Genomic DNA, 13,350 nt, shown 5'->3' on the forward strand with positions numbered 1-13,350 from the left:
GTGAAACCGTCTTATGAACCTGGAAAGGAAGTAAGGCGGTTTTTTTAGAGTAAAGATGAAAGCGCTTAGATGAGTGAGGCTTTATCATTTATCATTTTTGAAACAAGGAGGACACATATGTACAAGCAGACGAAAAAAGCCATGAGCCAGCTCATGGTACTTGTGATGCTGGTAACGGCTGTGTTTGGCCTGCAGCCTCCCCCCGCAGAGGCGGAGGGCAATGCGCAGGGCGGCCAGATCGAGGTATGGGACTTCGGAGGCGTACAGGCAGCGGGAGATTCCTATATCAATCACATTACAGTGGATACCCTCAACGGGTTAGGCTCCTTTATCGGGGCCGGCTGGTTCAGGGAGAATACGGTGTTCGGCGACTTAACGGTAATGACCCCAGCCGGGGGCGGTTACCACAGACTATATTATTACGACGGTGAAGGGAACGGCGCATTATCCTACGGCAAGCCTACCACCAAGACCTTCAGCGACGGCTATGCGAGCAAGGGCTCTGTCTATTCCGCCGGCAACGGGGATGCTTCAGCCAAATACATCCGGCTGGAGAATGTGAAAGCCGGAGACAAGATCACGGTATACGGCTTTGTTACCAACGGGTCCGGGCCGGCTACCGTTAATTTTGCCCTGACCAGCAGCACCACCGGTGAAGTGGTGACCAGAAGCACCGACTCGTTTACTTCAGCGGGGCAGATCCTTGAATATCATGCACTGGACTCGGGAACCTTGCAGCTGTTTTATTCGGAGTCAGGAAGCTATAAACCCAATGTTGCCCGCATTACTAGAACCCCGGGTGTTACAGTTTCCGGTACGCTCAAACTGAATGAACACGTGCTTTCCGGTCACTCCATTGTTTTTCAGAATCAGTCCACCGGGGAGCTGCTGCCGGTTGAGCTTGCTGCTGACGGCACTTACGTGGCTGCTCTTACAGCAGGCTACACGTATACCGCCGTTCTCCGTGGCGTCAGCTCTGAGTATGCCATTTCGGACACCTCCAAGAACGTAGCCGTTACGCTTGCTGATCTGGGCAGCGGCATTAAGAATGTCCAATTAAATGTGGTAAAAACCTCAATGGCAAAGCTCAGCGGTACCCTTAGCGGGTTTGAGTCAGGCTACAGCCTCAATAGTCTGAAGCTTAGCCTGGTTCCGCCCCAGGGAAGTCTTGCTCCGGTTGTAGAAGCTGTGCTGGATACAGCAGCGCTGACTTACTCGGCAGATCCACGTGCCGGAGAGCGCTATACCCTGGCCCTATCCGGCGTGAACGATTACGTGCTTACAGGCGAAGCGGATGTTAGCATCAGCGCGGATACTGTGCGGCCCCTCACGGTTGCGAAGGCAGCGGTTTACAACGCAACCGGTGCTTTTACCGGATTGCCGTCCGGGGTTACCGTCAGCAGTCTCAAATTTACGAATCTAAATGACGGATACAGCTATACCGGAAATGTTACGGGCGGCGGCTACTCCGTCAAGCTAAGGGATGGCGCTTATGCAGTGACCGCCGTTTGCTCTGACCCTGCCTACACGACTGCAGGGCACACCGTTATCAAGGGAAGCGGCGCGGTAAAGGATCTCAAATTCTCAACCTCCAAGGCTCCGGCTGCTCTTCCGCTGGTTCAGGATTTGTATGTGGGCGACAGCGCCAAGGAGCACAATTTCGGCTCGGTCAAGGAGGCACTGGCAGCAGCCGCGAGAATGAATCCTTCCAGCGAGGCTGAGCGGATTACGATCCATATTGCCCCCGGTATTTACCGGGCCCAGCTGAAAATCGCCACTCCTTACATCAGCCTCGTCAATGCCGATCCGGGTAAGGAGGTTAAAATCACCTGGTACTACGGGGTTGGTTACGACTATTACAGCGCAGGGCCGGATGGGCTGTACAATGAGGACCGGGCTTTTGATAGATACCTGAAGGGCAATCCGGGCAGCTTTAAATGGGGTGCCACCGTGTTTGTTACGGGTGCAGCAACCGGCTTCAGGGCAGAGAACATCGTGTTTGAGAATTCTTTTAACAAGTACATCACCGAGGAGGAGCTGGAGGACGGGGTCGAGGTCACAACGATCAACACGCCTACCAATCTTACTCCTAGAACAGCTTCACTGGATGCCAGATCGAGAGGGGCAACAGAACGGGCGGCTGCCATCGCGGTCGAAGCCGATCAGGCTGAATTTTATAAATGCAAATTTTTGTCCAACCAGGATACGCTGTTCACGGGCAACACCCGCCAGTATTACAAGGACAGCTTCATAGAAGGCAACACCGACTATATTTTCGGCTCGGGCAACATTGTATTCGATAACAGCACGCTTAACTTCACAGGCTACAGCGACCAGGATTCGGGAGGCCATATTACAGCAGCCAAGCCTTCTTCCGCCTCTGATCCGTCCTTTCACGGCTATCTGTTCAGGGACAGCACAGTCACTGGCAGCTCTACTAATAACTTTAAGGCATCCGGGGATTTCGGGAGACCGTGGGGACAGGATGCCAAGGTGACCTTTCTGGATACCAGACTGGAGAACAGCTCCATCATCTATCCGGAGGGGTGGGCCGGCATGGGGGGCTCCGTTCCGGAAAAGGCAGACTTCTATGAATACAACACGACCTATAACGGCGTGCCGGTAGACACTTCAGCGAGAAAAGGGAAGGTGCTTAGCGCCGCATCGGCTGTGGTCGATGTAACCCAATATTTCGGCGCGGACTGGGTGCCTCACTATTATGAGCCGGGTACCTTGACACCGCCTGTGCTGCAGGCTGACTCCGTCAGCGAATCCCGGGCAGTTATCAGCTGGCAGGGTGCTGTCAGCAGCATCGGCTCCATCCTATATGAGGTATATCAGGATGGCCGCAAGGTCGCCACAACAACTGAAGCCACTTATGCGGCGGATAATCTGGCCCCGCTGACGAGCTATACCTTTAAAGTGACGGCCGTTAACACTGCCGGAAATACGGCGGAAAGCAATGCTGTAGAGATTACTACCGCTGAGCAGGGACTTCCTGCTGCGCCGGTCATAACGGCTGAACCCGGCGACGGGAAGGCAACCATCTCCTGGTCAACAGTAACAGGGGCCACCTACTATACCGTCAAAGGCAGGTCTGCCGGCAGTACCGGATACGACATGCTTCATACGGTCAGCCCGGCCACGGTTACCTCTTACACGTATTCGGAGTTAACCAACGGAACAGCCTATCATTTTGTCGTCTCCGCTTCCAATGAGCAGGGGGAAGGCCCGGATTCCAATGAAGCTGCGGTAACTCCGGGAGCCGGAGCTCCGCCCGTTACTGTTATTAAACCGGAGGATTTCACCGGCTATGACATCGGCAGTCCCGGTACACCAGGGTCATCAACTTTTGATGAGGATACCAACCTGTTCACGCTGACCGGTTCAGGAACGGGAATCAACAAGAATGCCACCGGACTGGATCAATTTTATATGAAGGCAGTCAAGGTCAAGGGTGATTACACGATCAGTGCCAAAGCGGTCTACAGTGAAGGCCAGCTGGGGGCGATGAGCTTAACACTCAGAGAGAGCCTGGACCCGAACAGCTACCATTACACACAGGCGGCCACCGCTACAGGCGGACGAAAAATGTTCCGGTACAGCGGCTCCTCCAACGGCTCCAATTCCGTGATGCCGGTGAAGGGAACAGCCTACCTGCAGATCACCAAAACCGGCGACAAAATCCTGTCCATCGTCAGCACCCTGCCGATCCCGGCTAATCCGGTTGCCTCGGAGACGCTTGCGGTCAGTACAGCTACCGCCAGCCAGCTAGGCCTGGATGAGAACGGGAACCCCAAGGAGCTGTACGTGGGGCTGATGGTGAATGCCGCCAATGCATCTTCTTCCCTTACAGCTGTATTCGAGGATGTCAAAATTGTGATGGCTGATGGAACGGTGCTGTTCGATGCCAATGCCGGCAAGCCAGTCGCACCGAAGAATGTCCAGGCCAAGCCTTATAATGCGGGCGCCCGGATTACCTGGGATGCGTTAAATACAGCCACTTCCTATACGGTACAACAAAGTAAAAGTCCGGAAGGGCCGTTTACAGAAGCGCTGACCGTTGGAGGCTCTGTGTATGAATCCTTCGTTACAGGTCTGGAAAATGACAGAACGTACTATTTTGCCGTCACTGCAAAGAATGCCAGCGGGGAAAGCGTGCCGTCACAGGTGGTAAGTGTCTCGCCTACTGCTTCGGCGGATATGCCACCGGTTCTTACGATGACTTCGGCTGAGCCGGCCGCCCGGGTGTTCAGTGCCCTGCTGCCGCTAAGCGGGAATGTGGATAAGGAGAGCATCCTGACAATCAGAAATAACGGAATTCCAGAAAAGCTGAACGGGACGGAGGAGTATTTACTTTTACACAAAGGAGATACGTTCAGTGCGAAGCTGATTCTTGTGCCGGGCCTGAATGAAATTGAAATCAAGGCTACCGATACGTACCGCAATGAAACCGTTATTAAGTATACCGTCACTTATACGTATAGAGCGGGCAGCATTGGCTTCTATGATACACAGGGGCAAGCTGTTACTGTGCTCGAAGCAGGCCGGGAAATTTGGATACAGGCAGAAGCTGAAAATTATATCGCTGACACCAAAGATGTCCTGCTGTTTATCGGCCTATATGACGAACATAACAACCTGATCAAATTCATCAGTACGTCAGAGACCCTGTACAGCGGTGAGACGGATACCCTTTACGCCCGGCTGAGGCTTCCTGATGATGTGGACGGCTATACGCTCAAAGCCTTTGTCTGGGACAACATGACTGATATGCAGCCTGTTTCTGAAACGGCCGAGTTACAATCCAATTAATCTGCAGGAGGATGAACCATGAAGAAAAGGATGATCTCAACTGCGTTATGTGCGCTGCTGGGCGCTTCATTCCTGGCCGATGCCGTGCCTGCTCATGCTGCCCAGGCGCCGGCAGCTATACCGGCGTTTCCGGGGGCCGAGGGCGGGGGGATGTATGCCAGCGGCGGCCGGGGCTATGACGTCTATGAAGTAACCAATCTGAATGACTCCGGACCGGGGTCCTTGAGAGAGGCAATTAGCGGAGATAACAGAATGGTCGTATTCCGGGTATCGGGGACGATTCACCTGGCCAGTTCGCTCGGCTTCACCAACAGAAAAAACATTACGGTTGCCGGACAGACCGCTCCGGGAGACGGGATCTGCATTGCCGGCTTTAACACTGACATCAGCAGTGCAACCAATATTATTATCCGGTATTTAAGATTCAGACCCGGTTCGGCTAACATCTCCAGTGAGCCGGATGCCCTGGGCGGCCGGGGCTCAAATTATGTGATGATTGATCATGTCTCGGCCGGCTGGTCGACGGACGAAGGATTATCCTTTTATGAGAATAACAATCTGACCGTGCAGTGGAGTATCATCAGCGAAAGCCTTACTTTATCGGGGCATGTAAAAGGAAAACACGGGTACGGCGGGATCTGGGGCGGCAATGCGACAACCTTCCACCATAATCTGCTTACCAGCCATACCAGCAGAATGCCGAGAATCGGAAACGGCAATACGCCCGGCAATATCACGATGTCTAACAATGTGATTTACAACTGGGGCTTTAACAACACCTATGGCGGCTTAACCACGCTGCAGTCCAATGTCATTAATAACTACTACAAGCCGGGACCGTCTACCCTCCAGTCTGTAAAAGGCAGAATTATCAATCCCGGTGACGGTGAGTTTTTTGTGGACGGGAATTACATGTACGGCAGCCCGGAGATCAGCGCGGACAACAGCAAGGGGATTCAGAATGCAATCCCGGCTACGGTTCTCTCCAAAACGCCGTTTCAGAATGACAGCTATACAACCGTAAAGATCACGGATGCCGAACAGGCCTATCAGGATGTGCTGGACATGGCTGGTGCGGTGCTGCCAAGAAGAGATGCCGCAGATGCCCGGGCCGTGCAGGATGTAATAGACGGAACCGGCCGGACGATCAACCGGGAATATGAGGTGGGCGGTTATCCGGAATTACAGTCTGCTGAAGCTCCGCTGGACAGCGATCATGACGGCATGCCGGATGCCTGGGAAGAGGCTAATGGCCTGAATAAGCTGGATAAAGCGGACGGCAAAACCATCAGTCCGAACGGGTACAGCAATCTGGAGAACTATCTGAACAGTCTGGCAGATATGACCCATGCTGCAGACAATCCTGTGGTCAAGCTGAAATCACCTGTGTATAACGCTTTGTTTACAGAGGGCGGTGCCATCCGGATTGATGCAGAGGCTGAAGACAGGGACGGAATTGCCAAGGTGCAATTTTACAGAAACGATGTGCTGGTAGGGGAAGTGAAGAAGGCCCCATACAGCTTCACTCTGGACAATGTGGAGGACGGCACTTATTTTATCTCAGCGCGTGCCTTTGATACGAAGGGAAATGCAACCCAGTCCACCTCCCTGCCGGTTCATGTCAACGGTCCCGGGGTGAGTACGGGCTGGACTTCCGCGGATATCGGCAATACGCCGGTGAAGGGTAGCGGAAGCCTGGACGGTTCCGGTACGCTGACCGTGAAAGGGTCCGGAAAAATCACCGGCCGCAGTGACAGCTTCCATTATGTATACCAGCCGGTCAGCGGCAATGCATCCTTAACCGCCAGACTGGATTCCATCGCCCTGCTGGACAACAACGCCATTTCGGGCCTGATGATCCGGGACAGCCTGGAGCCGGACGCAGTTGCAGCGTTGATCAGCACCTCCATCGTGAAGGCAGACCGGGATGAGCTTGGAAACGGTGATAAGGATGATACGTTCTATGCCACCTACTTCTCATCGCGGATGAACAAAGGAGAGACTATCCGCACACTGAACAATGCCGATTATCCGCAGGATTATTTGCCAAGCTTAACCGATAACACCTTGCCGATCTGGCTGAAGCTGGAGCGTGTAGAGGATACCATCGCCGCTTTTACCTCCTATGACGGTGAGCATTGGAAAGAGCTGTTCAGGGATACCTTTGCTATGGATAAGGAGGCTTATATCGGATTTGCCGTCGACGGGACCCAGCCTGCGATTGGGGATAAGTACTACAACACGGCTAAATTCTCGAATGTGCAGCTCAGCAGCTCCTTTACGGTAACGGATATCAAGCTTACAGATGCTCTGGGAAATGAGGCAGCGCAGCCGGCTCCCGGGCTGACCGCTGTAGCTGCGGTTACTGTTGAGCGGAATTCCATTGCTGTCCCGGAGGGGGTCGTTGTTATCCAGCTGTGTGACGCAGAGGGCAATATTCTCTCCTCGTCTTATGTGAAGTCAGCCTTTGGGGTGAACGGGACCAAGACTGTAAAAGCCATGTTCAGCACTCCCTTACAGCTTACTGGGCTGCAGATAAAGGCTTATGTCATCAATAATGTGCAAGAAGGACAGCTCATTTCCAACGAGAAGTCCGTGCAGTTAGGAGGAGGCTTATGAACAAGAGGATCTTCAGAGCATGCATAGCATGGATCATATTCTCATTGCTGGTGCTTCCGTTCGGTAGTATCGGTGTATCGGCAGCTGCAGCCTTAACGGCCGGCCTGGAGGTAGATCATAATACAGCAGCAATCAAGGTTACCAGTACAGCCAATGAGCAGGACACAGTAACGGTATTGATTATGCAAAAGCAGACCGGGTCCATCGCCTATGTGGATCAGGCTGAGCTTAAAAACGGACAGCACACCTTCCAGACCGTGCTTCCAAAGGGAGAGTATTACGGCTCCGTGAGCTCGGCCGGCAGCGGGAAGGCAGAGCTGCAGGCTTTCACGGTTGAGCATACCGAGACGATAACGGGCTTCAGGCCCTTGCAGGCTATTACAGTCGCCAAAGGCGGCAAGCTTGTACTGCCCGGCTCCGTTATTGCTGTATTCGACAGCGGGGCTAACCGGGAGGTAGGGGTGAAATGGTCCGGAGTGCCGGATACCGGTACAGCCGGCCAATTCACGGTTACCGGTAATGTGAACGGAAGCCCCAAAACCGTGGAGCTGGTGGTAAAGGTCGGCGGCGGGACAGCGCCGACACCAACACCGACTCCAACATCAACACCGGCGCCGACCGCCACACCTGCAGCGACACCGCCGCCGTTGCCAGGCGGACAGACCGGAGCAGCAGCGACGCCGAAGCCTTCACCTGCAGCAGCAGGCTCTGCCATCACGCTGACTGCCGTGCTTGATCCGGCAACGGCTGTCGCGAAGGCAGAGGTTTCTGCAGCAGCCGTCAGCACAGCCTTGTCCAAAGCGGCAGCGGATGCTAGAGGAATCAGGACTGTGGAGATCATTATAACGCAGGCAGAAGGAGCCAAGGCGTATGAGCCGGTGCTGCCGGCCAGCCTGTTTGCAGGAGATCCGAAGCAGGTGATCCGGCTGGTTACTCCGGTTGGAACTGTCGAGCTGCCCGGGAATATGTTCGAAGCTGCGCTTACAGCAGGCAGCTCCACTGTTTCCGTGGTTATCGGCTTAGCGGATGCGACGGCAATAATTGAACCGTCGCTGAGAGAAAGCGCCAGCGGTAAACCGGTCATCGAGCTGACTGCGAAGGTTGACGGTGCAGCCATTGAATGGAGCAACAAAAATGCACCGGTTAAAGTATCTGTTCCATACACACCTAAGCAGGACGAACTTAACAGCGGTGAACATCTCGTAGTCTGGTATATTGATCCGGCGGAGAAGGCAGCCAAGATACCTAATACCAGATTTGACGCGGCGGCAGGGAGGGTAACCTTTAGTACCACGCACTTCAGCAAGTTTGCCGTTTCCTATGCTTTCAAGACTTTTGCTGATGCTGCAAAATTTACATGGGCGCAGCAATCCATAGAAGCACTGGCCTCCAAAGGGGTAATTAACGGGATTTCGGATACGTCCTTTGCCCCCGAAGCGAACATTACCCGGGCGGATTTCCTGGTTATTCTGGTAAGAAGCCTGGGACTTACAGCCAGCTTCAATGAACATTTCAGCGATGTTAGTCCTGCGAAATACTACTATGAAGCGCTGGGGATTGCCAGGGAGCTGGGGATCACAGACGGAGCGGGCAATAACCTCTTCAAGCCGGATACGCCAATCTCCCGCCAGGAGCTGATGGTTCTCGGCAGCAGAGCCCTTTCGCTTAGCGGGGCGACAATGCCGGCGGGCAGCGCTGACGATATCCTTAATTTTAGCGACCGGGTCAAGCTTGCAGCTTATGCGGTGGAGGATGTGGCCGCGATGGTGAAGGAAGGGATCGTCAGCGGCAGCGGCAGCAAGCTCAATCCGCATGCTAATGCGACCAGAGCAGAAGCTGCGGTTATTGTGTACAGGATTATGAATAAGCTGTAAATTGAATGTTTGGGAGAACTTATCCGCCTCCGTGTCTGGGGGCGGTTTTTTTTGTTTGGGAAATTATACTAGTGATCATCAGACAGACTTGATAGCACGCTTTTATGAATTCGTTGATATACATAGCCCTTATGATGAATTCTCAGAAAGTGAGCGGGGCGTCGGCAACAACGGTATAAATCCCGTTGTTTGGCTGGAAAGTGAGCGGAGTGGCGGCAACAACGGTATAAATCCCGTTGTTTGGCTGGAAAGTGAGCGGAGTGGCGGCAACAACGGCAAAAATCCCGTTGTTTGGCTGGAAAGTGAGCGGAGTGGCGGCAACAACGGTATAAATCCCGTTGTTTGGCCGGAAAGTATGCGGACATTCGCCTTGCGCACAAACTTGAGAGGGTTCCAGTATATAAACCGGGCCTCAAGTAAGCCGGAATGTTCACCCGATGGAGTGATTTTTTTCTAACCTTAAGTTTGCCCGTACAATCCCTTAAGTTTCCCGGTTTATGACCGTGCGGTGCTAATGTATCCTAGCCATATGCGCTTGCGCTGAGGTATCATTCATCATGATAACGCTTACGATCCGTTGCTGATACGGAATCAATGACAATGGAGGTTTATAACGATGATCCATAATCCTGTACTCAAAGGGTTCAACCCTGATCCATCCATGCTGCGGGTAGGTGATGATTATTATATCGCCACTTCGACCTTCGAATGGGCCCCCGGTGTGCAGATTCACCATTCCAGGGATTTGGTCAACTGGCGCCTGCTGACCCATCCGCTGACCCGGCCGAGCCAGCTTGATCTGATCGGCGTCCCCAACTCAGGCGGTGTCTGGGCACCGTGTCTCAGCCATGACGGCGAGAAATTCTACCTGATCTATTCCAATGTTAAAAGCATGACGGGTGTGTACAAAGACACGCCTAATTACCTGGTGACCGCCGCCAGCATCGAGGGACCGTGGTCGGAGCCGGTCTATCTGAACAGCAGCGGGTTTGACCCGTCCCTGTTTCATGATGAAGACGGCCGCAAGTGGCTGCTTAACATGGTCTGGGATCACCGTAAAGGCAAGAACCGGTTCCATGGCATTCATCTACAGGAATACAGCGTAGCGGAGGAGAAGCTCGTTGGCACAGCCAAGCTGATCTTTACAGGAACAGAGCTTGGATGTACAGAGGGACCCCACGTGTACAAAAAGGGCGGTTATTACTATTTAATGCTGGCAGAAGGCGGTACCGGCTATAGTCATGCCGTTACGGTTGCCCGTTCAGCCAAGCTGGACGGCCCGTATGAAGTCGACCCTGTGAATCCCATCCTGACCTCCAAGGGCAAGCCGGAGCTGGCTCTGCAAAAAGCGGGGCACGGCAGTCTGATTGAGACACAGACAGGGGAGTGGTTTCTGGCCCATTTATGCGCCAGACCGCTGAACGAAGCCGGTGAATGCAGCCTGGGACGGGAGACGGCACTCCAGCGCTGCAGCTGGACGGAAGATGGATGGCTTAGAGTAGCAGACCCTGCCATGAGTCCGCAGACAGCGGTCCAGCCGCCGGATTTGCCGCCGCATGTGTTCGCGGCTGAAGAAGCCTGTGATCCTTTTGAGTCTGAGCGGCTGTCTGTTCACCTCAGCACGCTCCGCGATTATCCGGACGGGAGCTGGCTGTCGCTCACTGAACGCCCGGGCTGGCTGCGGCTGCAGGGGCGGGAGTCCCTGAATTCGCTGCACCGCCAGAGCCTTGCAGCCAGACGGCTGGAGTCCTTTCATGCCTCTTTTGAGACCTGCATGGAATTTCAGCCTGAGCACTTTCAGCAAATGGCCGGACTGGTTGCGTATTACAACACTGAAAGCAATTATTATCTGCATATGACTGCAGATGAGGAGAAGGGTACGGTTCTTCAGCTCAGCTCTACGGTGCAGGGGCGTTATGATGAATGTCTTCAGGAGCCGCTGGCTCTGAACGGAATCACACGGCTCGGACTGAAGGTTGTTTTTGACGGACCGGGGCTTCAATTCTATTATTCGCTTGACGGGGAGGAGTGGCAGAGCATAGGGCCCAAGCTGGATGCCGGCAGGCTGTCCGATGAAGCCGCGACCATAGGCGAGAACGGCTATTTCCGTTCCTGGGGCTTTACGGGAACCTTCGTAGGCCTGTGCGTCCAGGATCTGTCAGGCGGGCGCAGGCATGCTGATTTCGATTATTTCTCAGTACAGCAATAAACCGTAAAAATGCCCTAGTGACCCCCTTAAATCTCCCGGTTTAACAAATGTAAGCGTTACTATATCCTTTAGGTAAGCGGATTCGAAGAAATAGCTAACCAAGCGGATACGCATTAGATTTCCTAAGTATGAGGGGGATAACAGATGGTTTCACGCAAGCAATTATTTAACCTTACCCTGGCCGGAATGTTAAGCATCGGCATACTCTCAGCCTGCGGCTCGAACGGCAACAGCGGAAATGGTGCCCCGGGCGGTACTCCGGCGGACGGGGCAGCGGCTACTGCCGCTGCAGATACTCCGGCCACAGACGGAACAGACAGTGCAAAGACCGTTGATCTGAATGTCTGGTGGGTGAACAGCGGCTTTAAAGGCATTGATAAAGACAGCCCGCTGTATAAGGATTATGCAGAAAGATTAGGCGTGGGTGTGATCAGCCCCTATGTGGAATGGAACGGCGGTACCGAGTACCTCAACCAGCTGAACCTGAAAATTGCCGCAGGCGAAATTCCGAATCTGTTCCAGCCATGGAACGGGATTGAGAACGATCTGGCCAAGAACGGCGCCATTGCCGATCTGACCGAGCTGCTGCCGGAATACGCCCCGAATATGTGGAAGCTGGTTCCGGAGGATGTCTGGAATGTAATCAAAGCGAATGATCCTACCGGACAGGGGCATATTTACTGGATTCCCAGTGTGAATGCTTATGAGAAAACAACAGGACTGATCCGCAAGGACTGGCTGGATAATCTGGGCCTGCAGATGCCAACGACACAGGAAGAATACGTAAAGGTACTGAAAGCGTTTAGGGATCAGGACCCGAACGGCAACGGCAAAGCGGACGAGGTTCCGACCGGCGGCCGTGAGAATGCCCGCTGGATGGATCACCTGTTCAATGAATACGGTGTAGCGATTGTTGAGGGCTACCCCGACTGGGATGTGTACGACGGGGAGCTGACTTACGCCGCGGTTACACAGAATATGAAGGATGCCCTGGCCTTTATTCATACGCTGTATCAGGATAAGCTGCTCGATCAGGAAACGTTCCTGAACGATAAGTCTGCCTGGGACGGGAAAATCTATTCCGGCGTTGTGGGCAACTACTACCACTGGGGTGAAGGGGTCTATGGCTTCCTCGCCAGCATTGAGCAGGCAACCGGCGCCAAGGCTGACTATTCCGTCCTTCCGGTTCTGGAAGCACCAGGGTATGAAGGCAAAGGCTTTATCTCGACCAAGCGTACAGGCAGCCCGGCCTGGGTCGTCAGTGCCCAGCAGGATGAGGAGCATCTGATTGCCAGCCTGAAGCTGCTGGATGAGCTTGCCGACCAGTCCAAGTGGTCTGACCTCCGCTGGGGCCTTGAGGGCATGCACTACAAGGTGGAGAACGGTAAAAAAATCATGTTGCCGGAAGACCGCAGCGTCCAGCAGAACCGGCTGAACCCGTTCAACCAGTTCGCTGATCTGGAATTTGCCCAGAAGCTGATTCTGGAGAACGGCTCAGACAACGATATGTGGCAATACGAGCAGGCTGCGCGCAACATGGAGGAATCCCAGCAGTACGTCAAGGTTATCGGCGGGGATGGCCTGCCGAGCAGCGTGTATGACAACTACCCGGACATCAAGAACAACACGCTATGGTACGAATATGCAACCAAAATTGTGATCGGCACTTATCCGATTGAGAAATTCGATGAGTTTGTCGACAAGTGGTACAAATCCGGCGGTACTGAGGTTACGGAAAAAGCGCGTGAATGGTACGCGAGGGTTCATCAGTAAAGCAGCATGATCCGTTTATCTGTGGCAGAAGGGCGCCCTTATGCGGCGCCTTTCTTCTGC

6 protein-coding genes are annotated in these 13,350 nt (G+C 53.8%); all 6 read left to right on the top strand.

The window, feature by feature from the left end; translation table 11 throughout:
* Positions 1-117: 117 nt before the first annotated feature.
* The 6 genes from R70723_RS31950 (at position 118) to R70723_RS07575 (ending at position 13,290) form a co-directional block, all read left to right on the top strand.
* Positions 118-4,815 carry a pectinesterase family protein gene (locus R70723_RS31950; RefSeq protein ID WP_052421220.1) on the top strand — a complete coding sequence of 1,566 codons (4,698 nt, stop codon included), beginning with the start codon at positions 118-120 and terminating at the stop codon, positions 4,813-4,815.
* 18 nt (positions 4,816-4,833) lie between these two features.
* Positions 4,834-7,434 (top strand): Ig-like domain-containing protein, encoded by a 2,601-nt coding sequence (locus R70723_RS07555; RefSeq protein ID WP_063837756.1) that lies wholly within the window; start codon positions 4,834-4,836, stop codon positions 7,432-7,434.
* On the top strand, positions 7,431-9,308 hold the full coding sequence (locus R70723_RS07560) for an S-layer homology domain-containing protein (protein ID WP_052421221.1): 1,878 nt from the start codon (positions 7,431-7,433) through the stop codon (positions 9,306-9,308). The genes R70723_RS07555 and R70723_RS07560 overlap by 4 nt, the downstream gene beginning before the upstream one ends.
* A 55-nt stretch (positions 9,309-9,363) precedes the next feature.
* Positions 9,364-9,765, top strand: a complete 402-nt coding sequence (locus tag R70723_RS33945) for a hypothetical protein (protein ID WP_039871043.1) — start codon at positions 9,364-9,366, stop codon at positions 9,763-9,765.
* A gap of 153 nt (positions 9,766-9,918) precedes the next feature.
* Complete coding sequence (locus tag R70723_RS07570; RefSeq protein ID WP_039871045.1) at positions 9,919-11,517, top strand: glycoside hydrolase family 43 protein; 1,599 nt, start codon at positions 9,919-9,921, stop codon at positions 11,515-11,517.
* A gap of 144 nt (positions 11,518-11,661) precedes the next feature.
* A complete protein-coding gene (locus tag R70723_RS07575; RefSeq protein WP_039871048.1) occupies positions 11,662-13,290 on the top strand; it encodes a type 2 periplasmic-binding domain-containing protein in 1,629 nt (542 codons plus the stop codon).
* Positions 13,291-13,350: the final 60 nt, after the last annotated feature.

Origin of the sequence: Paenibacillus sp. FSL R7-0273, from assembly GCF_000758625.1 — a bacterium.
Taxonomy (GTDB): domain Bacteria; phylum Bacillota; class Bacilli; order Paenibacillales; family Paenibacillaceae; genus Paenibacillus_AQ.